15 protein-coding genes are annotated in these 18,980 nt (G+C 66.0%); 14 read left to right on the top strand and 1 reads right to left on the bottom strand.

The features are described 5' to 3' along the window. Positions 1-196 precede the first annotated feature (196 nt). From murA to CFN17_RS17900, 4 genes are read left to right on the top strand one after another with little or no spacing between them, the layout of a single operon-like run. A complete protein-coding gene (murA, locus tag CFN17_RS17915) occupies positions 197-1,522 on the top strand; it encodes a UDP-N-acetylglucosamine 1-carboxyvinyltransferase (protein WP_208749049.1) in 1,326 nt (441 codons plus the stop codon). Positions 1,523-1,532: 10 nt separating this feature from the next. Beyond that, positions 1,533-2,279: a 1-acyl-sn-glycerol-3-phosphate acyltransferase gene (locus tag CFN17_RS17910; protein WP_208749048.1), complete on the top strand. Its 747-nt coding sequence runs from the start codon at positions 1,533-1,535 to the stop codon at positions 2,277-2,279. Further along, complete coding sequence (locus CFN17_RS17905) at positions 2,276-3,352, top strand: NAD(P)H-dependent glycerol-3-phosphate dehydrogenase (protein ID WP_208749047.1); 1,077 nt, start codon at positions 2,276-2,278, stop codon at positions 3,350-3,352. Before CFN17_RS17910 ends, CFN17_RS17905 begins: the two co-directional genes overlap by 4 nt. Before the next feature lie 17 nt (positions 3,353-3,369). After that, complete coding sequence (locus tag CFN17_RS17900; protein WP_395926928.1) at positions 3,370-4,500, top strand: D-alanine--D-alanine ligase family protein; 1,131 nt, start codon at positions 3,370-3,372, stop codon at positions 4,498-4,500. Positions 4,501-4,528: 28 nt separating this feature from the next. Here CFN17_RS17900 and CFN17_RS17895 read toward each other — a convergent pair whose 3' ends face one another. Next, positions 4,529-5,029 (bottom strand): DUF3515 family protein, encoded by a 501-nt coding sequence (locus tag CFN17_RS17895; protein WP_208749045.1) that lies wholly within the window; start codon positions 5,027-5,029, stop codon positions 4,529-4,531. A gap of 268 nt (positions 5,030-5,297) precedes the next feature. Between CFN17_RS17895 and CFN17_RS17890 the strand changes: the two genes are divergently transcribed. Genes CFN17_RS17890 through CFN17_RS17845 form a run of 10 tightly spaced genes read left to right on the top strand, consistent with a single transcriptional unit; the run spans position 5,298 to position 18,980 of the window. Then, entirely contained in the window at positions 5,298-5,897 is a 600-nt protein-coding gene (locus CFN17_RS17890) for a hypothetical protein (protein ID WP_208749044.1), read from the top strand. Between the two features lie 23 nt (positions 5,898-5,920). Continuing rightward, complete coding sequence (locus tag CFN17_RS17885; RefSeq protein WP_261792262.1) at positions 5,921-7,162, top strand: glycosyltransferase family 4 protein; 1,242 nt, start codon at positions 5,921-5,923, stop codon at positions 7,160-7,162. Next, positions 7,159-8,895, top strand: a complete 1,737-nt coding sequence (locus tag CFN17_RS17880; protein WP_208749042.1) for a glycosyltransferase family 4 protein — start codon at positions 7,159-7,161, stop codon at positions 8,893-8,895. The genes CFN17_RS17885 and CFN17_RS17880 overlap by 4 nt, the downstream gene beginning before the upstream one ends. Then, positions 8,892-9,803 carry an ABC transporter permease gene (locus CFN17_RS17875; RefSeq protein ID WP_208749041.1) on the top strand — a complete coding sequence of 304 codons (912 nt, stop codon included), beginning with the start codon at positions 8,892-8,894 and terminating at the stop codon, positions 9,801-9,803. Before CFN17_RS17880 ends, CFN17_RS17875 begins: the two co-directional genes overlap by 4 nt. Beyond that, entirely contained in the window at positions 9,796-10,677 is an 882-nt protein-coding gene (locus tag CFN17_RS17870; protein ID WP_208749040.1) for an ABC transporter ATP-binding protein, read from the top strand. The genes CFN17_RS17875 and CFN17_RS17870 overlap by 8 nt, the downstream gene beginning before the upstream one ends. A gap of 3 nt (positions 10,678-10,680) precedes the next feature. Beyond that, the gene (locus CFN17_RS17865; protein ID WP_261792261.1) at positions 10,681-12,603 is read left to right on the top strand and encodes a glycosyltransferase; all 1,923 of its coding nucleotides are present in this window, start codon (positions 10,681-10,683) and stop codon (positions 12,601-12,603) included. 6 nt (positions 12,604-12,609) lie between these two features. Then, positions 12,610-13,914 carry a UDP-N-acetyl-D-mannosamine dehydrogenase gene (gene wecC / locus CFN17_RS17860; RefSeq protein ID WP_208749039.1) on the top strand — a complete coding sequence of 435 codons (1,305 nt, stop codon included), beginning with the start codon at positions 12,610-12,612 and terminating at the stop codon, positions 13,912-13,914. 13 nt (positions 13,915-13,927) lie between these two features. Continuing rightward, the gene (locus CFN17_RS17855; RefSeq protein ID WP_208749038.1) at positions 13,928-14,746 is read left to right on the top strand and encodes a hypothetical protein; all 819 of its coding nucleotides are present in this window, start codon (positions 13,928-13,930) and stop codon (positions 14,744-14,746) included. Positions 14,747-14,750: 4 nt separating this feature from the next. Beyond that, complete coding sequence (locus CFN17_RS17850) at positions 14,751-16,703, top strand: glycosyltransferase family 2 protein (RefSeq protein ID WP_208749037.1); 1,953 nt, start codon at positions 14,751-14,753, stop codon at positions 16,701-16,703. A gap of 12 nt (positions 16,704-16,715) precedes the next feature. Further along, positions 16,716-18,980: a glycosyltransferase family A protein gene (locus CFN17_RS17845; RefSeq protein ID WP_208749036.1), complete on the top strand. Its 2,265-nt coding sequence runs from the start codon at positions 16,716-16,718 to the stop codon at positions 18,978-18,980.

Raw genomic sequence — 18,980 nt, 5'->3', positions numbered from 1 at the left:
CTGACCGATACCCTGAACCACATGACGTATGGCGCCGCGCATGCGGCGCCGTACGTGTCACCGTATGCGTCCAGCCAAACTCCGCCCCGAGGCCCAATCGAACCCCTCCGTATTTCGGATCGGTAACGGATGCTCCTATGCTTAGCGGGAGCCTTTTTAAGGATTTGCGGGCGAGTAGTCGTGAGGAAACCGGTATATGAGTAGTGTTCTGACAATCCGCGGAGGCGTCCCGCTTACTGGACGTGTCACCGTACGTGGGGCAAAGAATCTTGTCCCCAAGGCCATGGTTGCCGCCCTCCTGGGCAATGAGCCGTCGGTGTTGCGCAACGTTCCGGAAATCAAGGACGTTGAGGTTGTCACGAGCCTGCTCCAGCTCCACGGCGTCCGGGTTGACAAGGACCCTGTAACGGGTGACCTGACTTTGGACCCGAAGGGCGCCAAGACCGCGTCCAGCACGGCGATCGATGCCCACGCCGGCGATTCGCGCATCCCGATCCTGCTCTGCGGGCCGCTGATCCACGCCATCGGTGAGGCCTTCATCCCGGACCTGGGCGGCTGCAAGATCGGCGACCGGCCGATCGACTACCACCTTAATGTGCTGCGCCAGTTCGGTGCCGTGGTGGAGAAGCGCCCCGGGGGCATCCACATTTCCGCGCCCAACGGCCTCAAGGGCGCCAAGATCGCCCTGCCGTACCCCTCCGTCGGAGCCACAGAGCAGGTTCTGCTGAGCGCCACGCGCGCCGAAGGCATCACCGAGCTCACCGGCGCGGCCACCGAACCGGAAATCGTGGACCTGATCGCGGTGCTGCAGAAGATGGGCGCGATCATCAGCGTCCAGACCGACCGCACCATCCGGATCGAGGGCGTCCAGGACCTCGGCGGCTACAACCACCGAGCCCTCTCCGACCGCAACGAGTCCGCCTCGTGGGCTTCCGCCGCACTGGTGACCCGCGGAGACATCTTCGTTGAAGGCGCCACCCAGCGCGACATGATGACGTTCCTGAACACCTACCGCAAGGTCGGCGGCGGAATGGACATCGGCGACGACGGCATCCGCTTCTACCACCGGGGCGGCAAGCTCAACCCGCTGGTCCTCGAAACGGACGTGCACCCCGGCTTCATGACGGACTGGCAGCAGCCCCTCATCGTCGCACTGACCCAGGCCGAGGGCGTTTCGATCGTCCACGAAACCGTGTACGAGAACCGGTTCGGCTTCACCGACGCGCTGATCCGCATGGGCGCGAACATCCAGGTTCACCGCGAGTGCCTCGGCAGCGTGCCGTGCCGCTTCGGCCAGCGGAACTTCCTGCACTCGGCAGTGATCTCCGGTCCGGCGCAACTGAAGGGCACCGACATTGACGTGCCGGACCTGCGCGGCGGCTTCAGCCACCTGATCGCAGCACTGGCCGCCACCGGCACCTCCCGCGTCACCGGCATCGACATCATCAACCGCGGCTACGAGCGCTTCACCGAGAAGCTCGCGGGCCTCGGCGCCGATTTCGACATCACCGCGGCCAAGTAGCGGGGGCCACGTGAAAGAAACGGCCAAGAGCCACACCACGTTCGTGGTGGTCGCCGGAATCGTCCGGCCCGTGATGAACCTGCTGATGCGCAAGAAATGGGAAGGCCTCGAGAAGCTTCCCGCCGGAGGCTTCATCGCCGTACCCAACCACTGCACCGAGATCGACCCGCTGGTGGTGGGGCACATGCTCTACAACCAGAAGCGGATGCCGCACTTCCTCGCCAAGGCGGGCCTGTTCAAGGTGCCCGTCCTGGGTGCCGTGCTCCGGTCCACCAAGCAGATCCCGGTGGAACGCTCGACGGCGGGTGCGAACCGGTCGCTGCAGCTCGCCAAGGAGATTGTGAGCGAAGGCGGCGCGATCATCATCTATCCCGAAGGGACCCTCACCCGGGACCCGAACCTTTGGCCGATGAAGGGGCACACCGGTGCCGCCAGGATGGCCCTGGAGAGCGGTATCCCGGTGGTGCCCATGGCCCATTGGGGAGCCCAGGAAGTCCTGCCTCGCTACGCCAAGCGTTTGTACCTCTTCCCGCGCAAGACCTCCCGCCTGGTGGTCGGGGATCCCGTGGACCTGAGCGCCTTCGCGGGCCGGCCGCGGGACAGGGCAACCCTCACCGAGGCCACGAACGTCATCATGGACGCCATCACCGAACTTCTGGCTGGACTGCGCGGCGAAGAGCCGCCCGCGCAGCGCTGGGATCCGGCGGCGCACAACCAGTCCACGCACGGCCGGATTGAACCGGACGGCAAGGCATGACGGCGGACCTCGCGACCGCGACGTCGCCGACGGTCCGTGCGGCCGACTCCGCCACCACCGTGGCCGTCCTGGGGGCCGGTTCCTGGGGAACCACGTTCGCCAAGGTGGTCGCGGATGCCGCCGCCGCCTCCGGCGTGGAACGGCGGATCCGCCTCTGGGGCCGGCGCCCGGAAGTCGTGGACCAGATCAACGCGCTGCACCTGAACGAGCAGTATCTGAAGGGCATTAAGCTGCCCTCCAGCATCACCGCATCCACGGACGTCGCCGAGGTCCTGGCCGGCGCCGAACTGGTGATCCTCGCCGTTCCGGCGCAGACGCTGCGGCCCCAGCTGCAGGCCTGGAAGCAGTACCTGGCGCCCGGCGCCGTCGTCGTCTCCCTCATGAAGGGCCTCGAACTGCACACCGACGCCCGCATGAGCGAGGTCATCAGTGCGGAACTTGGCCTGCCCGCCAACCGAGTCGCCGTGGTCTCCGGGCCCAACCTGGCCATGGAAATTGCGCGGGACGAGCCGACGGCGTCGGTCGTGGCCTGCACCGATCCGGTGACGGCGGGCTGGATCGCCCGCAGCTGCACCGCACCTTACTTCCGCCCGTACACCACCACGGATGTGGTCGGCGTCGAAATCGGCGGGATCGTCAAAAACGTGATTGCCTTGGCCGTGGGAATCTGCGAAGGCAAGAAGATGGGGGACAACACCAAAGCCTCGGTCATCACCCGGGGCCTGGCGGAGACGTCCCGGCTGACCCTCGCCCTCGGCGGCGAGGCCAGGACCATGGCCGGACTGGCCGGACTGGGCGATCTCGTGGCCACGTGTTCGTCGCCGCTGTCCCGGAACCATACCGCCGGCCGGCTGCTCGGCAAGGGACTGACGCTGGAGCAAGTGACCGCCGAAATGAAGCAAACGGCTGAAGGCATCAAATCCAGCCAGGCGGTCCATGAACTTGCCGGAAAACTCGGCGTCGAGATGCCAATCACGGCAGCGGTCGTCGCCGTGCTGGCCGGAAAACTGTCCGTAGACGAACTGGGTCCGCTGCTGCTGTCCCGGGACCTGAAACCCGAAGGCGATTACTGAGAGTGTCAGAGAACAACATGACCACAGAAGGCCGCGCGGGCCAGCCCAAACCCCGCGTCGCAGTGCTGTTCGGCGGCCGCTCCAGCGAGCACGCCGTGAGCTGCGTGACAGCCGCCGGCGTCCTGGGCGCCATCGACAAGGACAAGTACGACGTCATTCCGATCGGTATCGCCAAGACCGGGCAGTGGGTCCTGGCCTCCGATGACACCAACGCATGGTCGCTGTCCGCGACGTCGCTGCCGGAAGTGGCGCCATCGGGCCAGACGGTCACCCTGGCCGAGATCGGCGGCGAGCACCAGCTGATCGTCGCCTCCCCGAACGAGGTTCCCCAGGAGCTTGGGGCCGTGGATGTCGTTTTCCCGCTGCTGCACGGTCCGTTCGGCGAGGACGGGACAGTCCAGGGCCTCCTGGAACTCTCCGACACCCGGTACGTGGGCGCCGGCGTGCTGGCCTCCGCGGTCGGCATGGACAAGCACTTCATGAAAGTCGTCTTTGAATCGGCCGGGCTGCGCGTGGGCCCGTACATCGCGGTGACGGACCGGCAGTGGATCAATGACCCCGAGACCGTCCGCAAGCGCGTGGACAAGCTCGGCTTCCCGGTGTTCGTCAAGCCCGCGCGGGCCGGGTCCTCCATGGGCATCTCCAAGGTGGACTCCCTGGAGGGGCTGGACGCGGCAATCGAGGCCGCCCGAGAGCACGATCCGAAGCTCGTTATCGAGGCCGGCATCACCGGCCGGGAGATTGAATGCGCCGTGCTGGAGGGCCGGGGGACCGATGCGCCCCGCACGTCCATGCCGGGGGAGATCTCCGTTGCGGGCGGCGGCCATGAGTTCTACGACTTCAACGCCAAATACGTTGACGACGCCGCCGCCCTCAGCTGCCCGGCCGACCTCCCCGGGGAGGCCATCGCCCGGGTCCGCGAGCTTGCCGCCGTCGCTTTTGACGCCGTCGGGGCTGAAGGGCTGAGCCGTGTGGACTTCTTCTACACGCCCGAAGGCGAGCTGATCATCAACGAGATCAACACCATGCCCGGGTTCACGCCCAAGAGCATGTACCCGCAGATGTGGAAGGCCACGGGGCTGGACTACGCGGAATTGATCGACGAACTGATTTACCTGGCACTGAACCGGAAAACCGGGCTCCGCTAAGGGGTAGGGGCGTGGGCCCAGGACCTGCCTACTTGCTGGTCGGCAGGTTCTGTGCGTCCGCCAGGCCCACGCAGTTCCGGGTGGCCTTGACCTTCTGCGCCGCGGCGGCGAGGTCCGCCAGCACGGTTGCCGAACTGATTTTGTTCGGGTCCATGAGGATCTCCGTGGCCGGTTCGCGCCCGTAGGTGGTCAGCGTCCACACCGGGTTGCCTTCCTTGATGACCCAATCGACGCCGTTGACGCTCACGCAGCGGTCCGTGGTGGGCCCGGGAACGTTGACTCCGCAGCGGAGAATCAGCAGGGACGGGTCGCCCCAGGCCGCCGTGGCCTGGGCATTGGTCTTGCGGAGCTTGGCGTCGCCGATCGAGTCGGGTAGGGCCAGCATCATCGGCGCGCAGGCCGCGTTCGCGGCGTCTTTTGCAGGCGTTACGTCGACTACCGGGGAGCAGGACGTCAAGGCCAAACCGGCTGCGGCAGCCGCCGCAAGCAGGGGAAGACGCGCGGAAACAGGGCGGCTGAACGGGAGCATTTATCCAGCTTAACCCCGTCCGCGTGGCGCTCCTGCCACACTTTCGCCCGCGCAGGTAGCATCTCTTTGAACAGCCTGACTCTAGCCTTCGAGTAGACTGGGACCTCGTGCACCTCTGGGGCTCTGCCGACAAAGACGTTAGTGTTGGCCGCATAACGCACACCTGATTCAATCTCGCACTGTGGGGGAGGGACTGTCGATGACGTCGTGCAGCCGCAATAAATCAATACGCGCAGGCCTCGGAGCATTGCTCCTGGCCGCTTCAATCATGGGCACGGCAACAGCCGCAAACGCCGACGACCTGGTGGTCCCCAGCCCCCTGGCTCCGGCAGTTTCGCCCTCAGCGACGCCGGTCGATCCCGGGCCGACGGCCCCGGCGACGGATCCGGCACCGCCTGCACCCACAGAACCGGTGATCGTGCCGACACCGGTGGACCCCGCGCCGGCCCCGCCGGTCGAGACGCCCGTTCCGGTGGACCCCGCGCCGGCCCCGGTAGTGCCGCCGGTCGTGCCCGTAGCGCCGCCGGTCGTGCCCGCCGAAACGCAAGCGCCGGCAGTAGTCGCGCCGCCGCCCGTCGTCGCTCCGGTTGCACCGGCTCCGGTGGTTGAAGAGACCCCGACGGAGACGCCGACTCCCACACCTACCCCGACGGCCGCGCCGTCCACGGCCCCCGCCGTCATCGCCACACCCACCGATCCCCCCGTCATGGTCAAGTCAGAGGTCCAGGCCGCAGTTGCCGTTGCCACTGGCAGCCCGCTGGCCGTCCAGGCCATCACCGTGCTGGTCCTGCTGGGACTGGGCTTCGCCTACTTCCGCTTCATCGGATCCAAGAAAGCCACGGGCGTCCCGCGCACCGGTAAGTCCTAATTCCCATGCAGGATGAAGTCCTAATGGAGTCGACTGCGCCCAAATCCCCGGCCGACGGCCTGCAGATCACCCTGATCACGCACTCCTACTGGCCGGAACAGAGCCCGCCGCAACGGCGCTGGACCGCCATGATCAAGGAGTTCTCCCACTCGGGCTGGGACGTCGACGTCGTGACTCCCGTGGCGCACTATCCTTTCGGTCGGCGGGCCCTGCCGCGCTGGATGGCCGGCAGGCCGTTCCGGCTCCGCAACGGCCAGTTCACTGAAAAGATTCTCCACGTCCCGTACCTGCGCCACGGGAACTCCCGCGCTGCGCGGCTCATGGACCAGTGTTACTCGGCCTTTTTGTCCATCCCTGCCGGGATGATGGTCCGCAAGCCCGACGTCGTCATTGTCACCGCGCCCGGCCTGCCGTCCCTTGCCGCCGGCTATGTCCTGGCCAGATTGCGCCGGGTACCGCTAATCGTGGAAATGCGCGACGCCTGGCCGGACCTGGCCCGCGACGCCCGTCTCGTCCAGGGCAGCGTGAAAAGCGTCGTGGAACATGTGGTGGATTTCGTCCAGCACCGCGCGGACCTCGTGGTCACCGTGACGGAGGGCTTCGCGGCAACGCTGCGTGCGCGCGGAGTCCGGAACGTGGCAACCGTCAGCAACGGCGTGCACTTGGATGCGATCCCCGTCGTCGGGCCGCCCGAACCCGAGCGTGACGTCTTCGAAGCTCTCTATCTCGGCAACCACGGAGAGAGTCAAAAGCTGGACGTCGCCATCCGCGCGAGTGCCCTCGTGGGGGACTCCATGCACCTGCACATGGTGGGCCACGGTACTCAGCGTCCGGCGCTGGAGAAGCTTGCACGCGAATTGAAGGCCCCGGTGACCTTCCACCCGCCCCTGACCGGCGACGCCATGCTGGAACGCTACTCGTCCGCGGACACCTGCATCGTGTCCCTGCGGGACGACTGGAAGTCGTTTGAAACCACCGTGCCGTCCAAAACCTATGAGGTTCTGGCAATCGGCCGCCACATCACGGCTGTGGTGCGCGGAGAAGCCGCAAGAATTGTCTCCGATGCCGAGGCCGGCGACATCGTCGCCAGCGACCCGGAAGAACTCGCCGCCCTGTGGCGCGATCTGGCTGCGGACCGCGGCCGCCTGGTTCGCAACGGCGACAGCCGCCAGTGGGTCAAGGCCAACGCAGAGTACGAGCAGCTCGCGGGCCGCTACATGGAAATCATCAGCGAACTCCTCGCCGAAACCGGCCGCAGCCGATGATGCAGCTCGTCAACAACGTCCGGCTGGCCCAGAGCGTGGTCCGTCAGCACCTGACTGATGATCCCGTCATCCTGTTCCTGCAGCTTTCCCGCCGGATGCCGGCCGCCGCGCTGCCCCTGGCGAAGCGTGTGGGCCGTTGGGCGCCGAAGGACGCGACGTCCTCGGCCGTCCTGTTCGCGGCGCTGGCCGCGGGAGACACTGCCGACGTCGAACGGCGGCTCCGTATCGCCGCCGGCGGTCCCGTCCGGGGAGAGCGCGCACGGCGGCTGGCCGACGTCGCCCTTGCAGCAAACCTTCCCGACGTGGCGGATGTCCTCCTTGCCAAGGCCGGCACGGCGCGGCACGTCAAGCAGGCCAGGGCCCGGCGGCTCTGGTACGACGGTGCCGTCAGCGACGCCGTGGCGGCGCTCGATGACGCCGGAACGGCGGGAAAGCGGCAACAGGCCCGGATGGCCGCCGAGGCTGCCATCCTGGCCGATGCGGCCCCGGCGCTGGAACGGCGCTCCTTCACCCCCGTCCCCGGCCGGATCCTCCACCTGCTGACGAATTCACTGCCGCACACGGCCAGCGGTTACGCCCAGCGGTCTCACTCCACGCTGCTCGCGCAGAAGGAAGCAGGCTGGGACGTCCTGGCGGTTACCAGGATGGGCTACCCCGTGCAGGTCGGCAAGCTCCTCGCGAAGACCACAGACACCGTCGACGGGATCCGCTACCAGCGCCTCCTCCCTGCCACGATGGCCCAGACCATTGACGCCCGGCTGCAGCAGCAGGCGGATGACCTGCTCGCGGTGGCCCTGGAGTTCCGGCCAAGCGTCCTGCACACCACCACGCACTACGTCAACGGGCTGGTCGTGCGGGCTGTGGCCGAGGCACTCGGGATTCCCTGGGTCTATGAGGTCCGCGGCCAACTTGCCGACACCTGGGCCTCCACCCGCGGGCCGGAGGCCCGGCAGAGCGAAAAATACCGGCTGTTCCAAAATCGGGAGACGGAAGTCATGCGCGACGCCGACCTTGTCCTGACGCTGGGCAGCGCCATGAAGGCCAATATTGTTGCCGCCGGTATCCCGGACAGCAAGGTCATCATCGCCCCGAACGCCGTGGGCGGCGCCTTCCTCGCCGACCCCCAGGACCAAGCCAGTGCCCGCCGTGAGCTCGGTCTCGCGGAAGCCGGACAATTTATCGGCACTGTCAGCAGCTTGGTACCCTATGAAGGCATCGAGGACCTGCTGGCGGCGTTTGTGCTGCTCGCACCCGAAATGCCTGAGCTCCGGCTGCTCATAGTCGGCGACGGCTCCTCCCTGCCGGCACTGCAGATTCAGGCGCAACGTAGCGGACACGCGGACCGCATTGTCTTCACCGGCCGCGTACCGCGAAACCGGACGCCTCTGTACCATCAGGCGCTGGATGTCTTCGTGGTGCCGCGCAAGGACTTGGAGGTGACACGTTCCGTGACGCCCCTCAAGCCTGTGGAGGCCATGGCGTGTGCCCGTCCGGTGGTGGCCAGTGACCTGCCGGCGTTGACCGAAATCGTGGAAGACCGCGTGACGGGCCGCCTCGCCACAGCCGGGGACCCGGCGTCGTTCGCGGCTGCAATCCGTGAAGTATTTGCGGACCCGGAGCGCGCGGCGAAGTTCGGGGCTGCCGGCCGGGAACGGGTGTTGCAGGAAAGAACGTGGGCCGCCAACGCGGTTGCCCTGGCACGAGAGTTGGAAATGCTGGGAGTAGCAAGATGAGCATCCAAGAAAAAGCAGAAGCCGCCCAGATTGATGCCGCCCAGCCGGAAGCGCCCGCCACCGTCTCGGTGCCCGTTAACCTTGCCCGGCTGAGCAAGGTGGGCCAGCGGCCCGATTTCCTGGACTACCTCGTCCAGCTGTGGGACCGCCGCAGCTTCATCCTGTTCGACGCCCGCGCGCGAGTGCAGAGCGGCAACGATAGGCATCATTTGGGTGCCGCCTGGCTCGTGCTGACGCCAGTCCTGAACGGCCTGAGCTTCTATCTGATCTTCGGCGTATTCCTGGGCACGAGCAAAGGCATAGAGAATTTTATCGGTTACCTGATCATCGGAGTATTCACCTTCCAGATGAGCACCCGGTCCATCTTGGGCGGGGCGAAGTCTCTGACGAGCAACACGTCGATGATCAGGGCCTTTCAGTTTCCCCGCGCCTCACTGCCCATCTCGCTCAACGTGCGCGAGTTCCTGTCCAATATCCCCGTGACAATCGTCATGCTGCTGTTCATCATCTTCACGGCACCGGCGGAGGAAATCTCGTGGCGGTGGCTGCTTATCGTGCCGGCGATCGTGCTTCAGTTTTTCTTCAACCTGGGGATCGGCATGCTGCTGGCCCCGGTGATGCTCAAGGTCCCCGACCTCAGCCATCTGCTCTCATTCGTCATCAGATTCCTGATGTACGTCTCTGCGGTCTTTTTTGCCGAGGACCGTTTCGGCAAGTATCCCGTGGTCCGCACCATCATGGATTTCAACCCGATTTACCAGGTCATCAAGGTCATCCGTGACTCGGTGCTGTACGACACAACGCCGGGCTGGCGGGCGTGGGCCGTCCTGGGCTTATGGGCGCTGGGATCATGCGCCGTGGGGCTATTTATTTTCTGGCGCGGAGAGGAAAGCTACGGACGTGTCTGAAGTTTCAAGCGGCTTGCTTTCGGAGCCAACAGTCGTCGTGGATGACATCTCGGTGGTCTACCGCACCAAAAACAAAACCGAGGGACGAACCAACGCCCGGACCTCCGTTCTGAAGAGCCTGCGCGGGCTCCGGAGCGAAAGCACCGTGCGCACCACGGCATTGCGCAAGATCTCTTTCGTGGCCAACCAGGGCGACTCCATCGGTATCATCGGCCGCAACGGCTCCGGCAAGAGCACCCTGATGAAGGTTCTCGCCGGGCTGATCATCCCCGATAGCGGCAGCGTCTATGCCTCCAGCAACCCCATCCTGCTGGGCGTGAATGCAGCCCTCATCACTTCCATCTCCGGTGCCCAGAACATCCGGCTCGGCTGCCTGGCCATGGGCATGAGCCACGCCGAGATTGACGCCAAGTTCGATGACATTGTCGAAATGTCCGGGCTCGAGCACGAGGTCTACCACCCGATGAACTCTTATTCCTCGGGTATGGGTGCGCGCCTGCGTTTTGCCATCGCCGCCGCCGTGGATCCGGAGATCCTCCTGATCGACGAGGCCCTCAACACCGGTGACGCCCAGTTCAAGGACCGCTCCAAAGCCAGGATGGACAAGGTCACGGCGCAGGCCGGTACGGTATTTGTGGTCAGCCACAGCCTGGGCACCATCACGGGCATGTGCAACCGCGCCATCTGGATCGACAAGGGCGACTTCATCATGGACGGCACCCCGGACGAGGTAGCCAAGGAATACCGGAACTTCATTTGGCGCATGAACGAGGGCAACGCAGACTACGGCCGCCAGATCCGCGCTGAGCTGATGGCGAGCCTGCCCGAAATGCGCACCACCCTGCTTCCCAACGGCTGGAAGCGGGCCAGGTAGTCAATGGGTTTTCGAGACAAGACGGCGTACTGGCGCCGCGCGCTGTGGCACGCCCGCCAAGGCGGCATGACGCAGGTCAAGAGCTACCTGCACCGCAGCGGTGCGGAGCGTGACGAGGCCAGCCTGTCCGGTGTCCGCGGCGCGGAGGGCGCATGGCGCGGCCTGGGCCGCGGCCGCCGCCTGGTTTTCCGGGAAGCGGCCGTTGGGGTCGCCGGGCCGCGGAATCCGCAGCTCCGCGTCGGCATCATCATGGATGACTTCTCCGCGGCAGCGTTTTCCGCCGAGTGGTCCGTGGTGGCGCTGAGGCCGGACAGCTGGGAAGAGCAGCTGCGCGACGAGGCCCTGGACTTTGTCGTCATCGAATCCGCCTGGGCCGGCAACGCCGGACTGTGGCGGGGCAAGATCACCGGCCCGGCAGGGCCGTCTCCGGTGTTCGTCCAGCTGGTGGAGGGGTGCCGGGCGGCCGGGCTCCCGGCCGTGTTCTGGAACAAGGAAGACCCGCCGCACTACGAGGACTTCCTGCCCGCTGCGAAGCTCTTCGACCACGTCTTCACCACCGATGCCAACATGCTGCCCCGCTACCGGGCGGACCTTGGCCATGACCGGGTTTCCGTTCTGCCGTTTGCCGCGCAGCCCCGGATCCACAACCCGGCCAGGCCGCGGCATGGCTGGCACGCCCGAGAGATAGCGTTCGCCGGCATGTACTTTGCGCACAAGTACGAGGACCGGCGCCGCCAGATGGACTACCTGCTCGGGGCGGCCGTTGACGCGACACCCGGGAAACGGCCCGGCTTCGAGATCTTCTCCCGTCAGCTCGGTGGCGAACCGCAGTATCAGTTCCCCGGCGTCCTGAAGAAGCACGTCGTGGGGTCGCTGTCCTACAAGCAGATGCTGACCGCCTACAAGGCGTACAAGGTCTTCCTCAACGTCAACTCCGTCACCGACTCGCCGTCCATGTGCGCCCGCCGGATTTTCGAGATCACCGCCGCAGGGTCGTGCGTTGTGTCGACGCCCAGCGCGGCGATCGCCGAGTTCTTCCCGGACAAGGAAATCCCGACGGCGGCCAACCGGGAAGACGCCACGCATCTGCTCCGCGCGCTGACTGCCAACCCGGACTACGCCCAGCGTCTGGTCCACAAGGCGCAGCGCCGGATCTGGAACGGACACACCTTCAGCCACCGGGCACGCTCGATCGCCTCGGTGGCGCGCCCGGAACTCTCCGTCCCGGAAACCCCGGCCCAAGTGTCCGTGCTCGTGTCGAGCTTCCGCCCGCAACAGCTCCAGCACGTCATTGCGGGCGTCGGAGCCCAGCAAGGCGTGGACGTCCAGCTGGTGTACCTGACGCACGGCTTCGAGATTGACCAGGCCGCGTTTCGCGAGCAGTGCCGGCTGGCCGGTATCACGGACGGCGTCCTGCTGCACGAACCGCAGCAGACCACGTTGGGGGAGTGCCTCAATGCCCTGGTTGCGCACGCCGACGGCGAATTCGCGACCAAATGGGACGACGACGACCTGTACAGTCCGTTGTACCTGGGCGACCAGGTCCACGCGATGATGTACTCCGAAGCCGAGGTCGTGGGAAAGCGCGCGCACTACATGCACCTCGCCGGTGCCGGGGCCACGATCCTGCGGAACCCGCAACTGGAGCACCGCTACGTCGAAGCCGTCTCCGGGCCGACCATTTTCGCCGCCACTGAGACGTTCCGCCGCTTTCCGTTTGGACAGCTCCAGCGCGGTGAGGACTCGCGCTTCCTGAGTGACGTCATCGAGTCGGGCGCCAGGATCTACTCGGCGGACCGTTTCAACTACTGCCAGATGCGCGGTGCCGACGTGGCCTCGCACACCTGGCCCATTACCAATGAAGAGCTCCTGGCTACTTCAAAGATCCAGTTCTTCGGCTCGCCCGAAGACCATATTTTAGTTTAGGGAGACATGAGCGAAACGATTTTTGATGTTGCGGTCATCGGACTCGGCTACATCGGCCTGCCCACCGCGGCCAGCTTTGCCGCCAAAGGCAAACGAGTGGCGGGCGTCGATGTAAAACTGTCGACGGTTGAAGCCGTCAACCGAGGCGAGGTCCCCTTCGTGGAACCGGACATGGGCGTGGTGGTCTCGGGCGCGGTCAGCCTCGGAAACCTTGTCGCCATGACCGCGGTGCCGGCCGCAGATGCGTTCATTATTGCCGTGCCGACGCCGCTCGCCGAGGGCAACGGCGCGGACCTCTCCTACCTTCGCAGCGCCGTCGACGCCCTGGCGCCCAAGCTGCGCGGCGGCGAGCTCGTGGTGCTGGAATCGACGTCGCCTCCGGGCACCACGGAGCGCCTGGGGGCATACCTCATGGAGCTGCGGCCCGATCTGACCCTGGATACGCCCGGGCCTAACCAGGTGCATGTTGTGCACTCGCCGGAACGCGTGCTGCCGGGCCGGATCATGATCGAAATGGTGACCAACGACCGCGTGATCGGTGGCCTTACCGAAGAAGGCGCCCAGCTGGCCAAGCGGCTGTACGAGGTCATCTGCCAAGGCGAGATCCTGCTGACGGACGCCACCACGGCCGAGATGACCAAGTTGGTGGAGAACACGTTCCGCGACGTCAACATCGCCTTCGCCAACGAGCTGTCCGTGATCTGCGACAACCTGGGCATTGATGTCTGGAAACTCATCGAACTGGCCAACCACCACCCTCGCGTCAACGTTCTGCGCCCGGGCCCCGGCGTGGGCGGCCACTGCATCGCCGTCGATCCGTGGTTCATTGTCGACGCCGTTCCCGAGCACTCCGGCCTGATCCGCACGGCCCGGGAAGTCAACGACTCCAAGCCGCATCACGTGGTCCGGCAGGCCGTCGAAACCCTCGCCGACCAGCCGGGCGCCACCGTCGCCGTTCTCGGGCTGGCGTTCAAGGCCAACATCGACGACGTCCGCGAGTCGCCGTCGGTGACGATCGTCCAGGAACTGGTGCGGCAACTGCCGGAGAGCACCATCATGGTAGTGGACCCCAACGTGGAGGAACTGCCTGCCGGCCTGGCCGCCGCCGGCCTGGCCGGCCTCCATGACATGGAGGAGGCCGTCGCCGCCGCCGACCTCGTCATGCTCCTGGTGGACCACGACGAATTCCTGACCCTGGACCTGCAAGCCCTGGAAGGAAAGAACGTGATCGACACCAAGGGCATCTGGAGCCAGCAGGAACCGGAGTCTTCCCGGTCTCACCTCCCCGTAGGGGCCAGCGTAAGTGGATAGGGGAGACCAAGGGATGTCAGCGTCTATTGAGGAAGAGCTGCGCAACGCCGGCTATGTCCTCAAGACCCTGCACATGCCGCGGCAGGAGACTCCTCTGGTCCGTATCCTGATCCGGGCCGCCAAGGCGACGGATCTCGAGATCGCCGGCACCGTCGCTTCGCTCCTCGGGTCCGCGTGCCAGGACTTCGCCGTGGACATCCTTGTCGAGCCGAACGGCAGCCGGCACCGGCTGCAGGAGTGGCTGGGCACCGACCCGCGCTTTTCGTTCGCCGCCACCGACGGGCACGACATTGCCGATTCCGTGTACACCCTGGTCATCAGCGCCGGCACGGCCGTCGGGCTGCACTCGCTGGAGGCCATGATTGACTCGCTGCGGCAGTCGCAGGCCCTGGTCCTCCGCGCCCTCGTGGACGGGCAGACCGGTGCCCTCGAACTGTGGCGGACCGACACCCTTCGCGAGTTGCGGGCATCCGGTGACCCCGAGAAATCGGCACGCACCGCGGGCGGCGAGCGGTGGGTTTCCGGCAACGCCCTGGGCCTGCACGACTTCCGCCGGCCCAAGCCCAAGCTCCACCTGCGCAAGGGCGCCGCGGCCACCCTGGACCTGAACATCGTGGTCCGGGACCTCGCGGACCACGCCACCCGTGTGGATTACGAACAGCAGATCCGCCACCTCGAATCGCGACTGAAGAAATCCGAAATCGAGCGCCGGCGGCTGGAACAGGGCCTCGCCCCGAACCGGGGGATCTCGCGTGCCCGGGCGATTGCCCGCAAAGGCCCGGCGTACATCCTCGGCCGCCTCAAAGCCCGCACCGGCCGGCCGGGGTACTAGCAACATGCAGATTCAAAGTGTGGTGGTCGGACCACCACAGCACTTCATCGCGCAGTTGGCACTGGAACTGGGGCTGGACTACGCGCGCACAGACTGGCAGCACCGCGACCCCCAGCGCAGGTCAGACTGGGAACACGCCGTTCCCGCGGACCAGCGCTGGTGGGACAGCTACGTGGTACTGGCCGGGTCGCTGGCGGAGGCCCGGCAGCTCCTGCCCATGTTCCGCAGCGAGGGCAGGGCCCACCGGCTCGTCCTGGTGGTCAAGGGCTTTTTCCCGGCCGCAGACTTCCCCGTCTGGACTCCCCGCAGCCTGCAGCTGAAGGCTACGACGTCGGCCCTCACCATTCCCGGGCTCGGCTTCGCCGTGGTGGTTGAAGGCGGCAAGTGGGTGAACGTCCACACGGCGGCGTTGGCTGCACTCGCATGTTGCTCGCCCGCCGCGCCGGGGCCGGTGCTGAACGGACTCCGCGTCGGCATCACGGACCCCGCCGACACCGCCTGGCTTGCCGGCGACGCGCTGGGCAGCTTCATGACCGAAGAGCTTTTGAATCCCGAGCCGGACGATATCTATGCCGTGGACCTGGTGCTCGGCAGCGCCGGGAGCGCACCGCAGCTGGAGGAGCAGTTCGTGCGGCAGACCGCAGACCAGCCGGTCCGTGTGACGCCGACGGTCTGGACCCCGCCGGTGAATGCCCTGCCCCCGGTTGATACCGCCGTCGTATCGCCCCTCGGGTTCCTGCCGTACCCGGAAAAGCCGGTCCGGCCGCTGGAACCGCATGAGCTCGGCAGCGGGGGAGCACTGGGCGAATCCGGGCTCGCGGCGCTCCGGCCGCACAGTTACCTCGAAATCGACGGTACCCGCTTTGACGGATTGGACCGGCAGTTGGCACGGCGCCTGGCCGAGCTCGCCGTCGGCGGTGTGCCCGTGCTGGCCCGTTCCCTGTCCGCAGCGGTCCGTGAGCTGCTCGGCGAGCCGCTGCTGGACCGGATCGGGGCGTTCGACGCCGGGGACACGCCGGTGCTGCGCGAATCCAAGTCGATCGACCTTCGACGGACCGCACTGGACCTCTGCAGTCCCCGCGCCGTCTGGAACAGCGCGCTGGGCCAGCTCGGCAAGCCGCTCCTTCCCGCCCCGTCCGTCAGCGTCGTCCTGGCTACCCGGCGTCCCGAGAAACTTGCATCGGCCCTGGACCAGCTGGAACGCCAGAGCTGGGAGGCCGTGGAAGTCGTGGTGGTCCTGCACGGGTACGACGCGGACCTGCCCGAGGTCCGGCGCGCCGTCGACAGCTATTCCCGGGAGCTTCGGATTGTCCCCGTCCCGGCGGACATGGTCTTTGGCGACGTGCTCAACGCCGGAGTCGGCGCCGCCAGCGGCGATCTCATCTGCAAAATGGACGACGACGACTGGTACGGCGTGCACCACCTCCGGGACCTTGTCCAGGCGAAGGGCTTCAGCGGCGCCACCCTGGTGGGGGCGCAGGTTGAGTTCGTCTATCTGGAGAGCCTGGACATCACCACCCGCCGGCCTCCGCTCGGCGAGCAGTACTCGGACCACGTGGCCGGCGGAACCATGATGATCGGCCGGGGCGAGCTGCGCGAACTCGGGGGCTGGCGGCCGGTGCACCGCGCCGTGGACCGCTGCCTCCTGCAGGCGGTCCAGGCAGCAGGCGGACTCATCTACCGCTCTCACGGGCAGAATTACATGATGCACCGGCACTCCGGAGCCGATTCCCATGGCGGGCACACCTGGAATCCAGAGGACAGCACGTTCCTGCAGAGCGTGGCCGAGCAGTGGGACGGGTTCCGCCCGCCGCCGCAGATCGGCGCCCCGGCAAACCCGCAGGGCGGCCCCCGGCTCGATGTCATGCGCAGCCATTTCGCAACTGACAGCCATTCGCGTGAGCAGCCGGCCCAGCTGCCGCAGCCCTCCGGCCACATCATCCACCCCCACAGCTAAAAGGCCCAAGGAATGAAACTCCAACAAGCTCTCCGGCGAATTGCGCGTCTTTCCCCGAAGAAGAAGGCGGCCGCGGCGTGCTTCGCCGTTCTCTTTGCCTTGATAGTGGTTGTTGCCTATGCACGTAACCTCTGGCTCCTGGGACCGCTGGTGCTGGTGGTCGCGGCCGCGCTGGCAGTGGGTGCGATGAAAATGGACCGGCTCCTGAGGGCGTCCAGACGGGCTGTCCGGGCCGATCGAATCGATCCCGGCCATATGGCGGCGCAGAAGAGGCCGGGCGCTCTGGCGTCATGGGGTGGGGAGGCCAGGATCCCTAATGCCAAACTGGTGCAGCGGCTCACGAAGCTCCGCTCGGTTGACGGCCGCGATGTCCTGGTCGGTTCGGTAACCGCCGGAAGATGGAGCTGGAGAGACATGGCCGCCGGCTTGGAGATGTACAGGATCGGCGGGAAGTCCCGCGAACGGGTCCAGCAGGTTCTGAACTCGGCGCACCGGTCTGGTCTGCTCCATCTGGCTGATCTGTGTTACCGGCAGAACATTCTCAAAGACGACATCTTGAATGCCGCGACACTTTACGCATTCGCCTTTCAACGCCTTGGCGCCAAACCATTCCAGAACAAGCGCCGCGGCGAGTTCTTCCTCGACGCTCTCGCCCGGACCGGTCAGGGTGCAGACGTCGTGCGGCTCCAGGGACTTTACGATTCAGCGGACATGAATGCCAACGACCTCCACCTGTACCGGGCCAACGCGGCCAACCCGTTCAAGGATGCTTCGGCCGACGCCGGGACCTGGCTTCGCGAAATCAATGACATCTACGAACGCGCCGGGCTGTCCCGGCTCACACTGCGGGAAGGGACAGCCCCCGCCTTCCTGCGGCTGGGCGCCGAAGCGCCGGAACCGGTAACTGAGGGACCCCTCGTCAGCATCGTCATGCCGGTCTATCGGCCCGATGAATACACGGACCTCGCGATCCAGTCGGCCATCAACCAGAGCTACCGCAACCTCGAGATCATTATCGTTGACGACGGCTCAGGCGGTGACGCCGCCGAACGCATGAACAAGTGGGTGGCCGTGGACGGACGTATCAAGGTGGTGCTCAACGAGCCCAACGCCGGCGCCTACACATCGCGGAACATCGGCTACGCCATGGCTCACGGGGAGTACCTGGCGATTTTCGACGGCGACGACTGGCAGCACCCCCAAAAGATCGAGCTCTTGGTCAAGGGTGCGCTGAAGCAGACGGACAAGCGGCTGGTTTCCGCACCCTGGACCCGCGCTGACGAGGACCTCTTCTTCCACTACCGTGGCTGGCGTGGCGCCTTCATCACGCCAGCGCACGTCTCCACCATGTTCCACGTCCCCACCATCCGGAAGACGCTGGGCCACTGGGATTCCGTCCGGAAGGGTGCCGATACCGAGTTCATCCTTCGCTACCGGACGCTCGTGCAAAGCAAGGAACCCCTGGACGTTTGCGAAGCGCCCCTGACCCTTTCCCTGGTCAGCAGTTCGAACCTCTCAATGGACGATTTCCGGCTCGGCTACCGTTCCCCGGACAGGATGGCTTACCGGGACTCCTACGAACACTGGCACAGGAAGATCGAGTCCGGGGGGCATGATGGACAGCTGCCCTTCCCTCAAGAGCAGCGCGCGTTCCCCGCACCGCTACGTTTCCTGCCGGATGCGCAACAAAGCCTGGACCTTGATATTCTGTTCGTCGGCGATTTTGGCGACGAAACGGGAGCATCCGACCTCATGTTCGACCACCTGGGTTCGGCTGACGAGCGTGGCCTACGGATTGGGCTCATGCATTATCCGAGCCTGCTCCACGCAGAGGCCATTGACAGGTCTTTCTCGATCGAACTGCTGGAGGCATTTGCCGAGGGTCGGTTCCATCGCGTCGAGGTCACTGACCGGGTGGTGTCTAAGGCCGTCAACATCTACGATCCGACGGCATTTCAATACAGCCGCGAGCTCCGCAGCGGGCACGAGGCCGGCCAGGTGAAAATCTGGGCGGGCGAACCGCCATTCAACGACCAGTCCGATGAACACAAGTACGACGTCGGCGCTGTTGAGCGCAACGTGATGGCTGTGTTCGGCGGTCCGGTTCACTGGGCACCCTCGGACCCGGAGACTGAACAAGTCCTGATGCGAACCCGGAACAGCTGGCCGTCCAACAGCGACGAGAACCCGGACCCCGCGCTGGCAGGAGCTGCGGACCACCACCATGACGATTTTCGGCCCGAACTGGCAAGCTCAACCCCGGCCCCCTCAAGATAG

It is taken from the genome of Arthrobacter sp. PM3, from assembly GCF_003352915.1.
In the GTDB taxonomy this organism is placed as follows: domain Bacteria; phylum Actinomycetota; class Actinomycetes; order Actinomycetales; family Micrococcaceae; genus Arthrobacter.
Note: the sequence above shows the minus strand (reverse complement) of the source record. Positions and strands in the feature narration are given on the sequence as shown.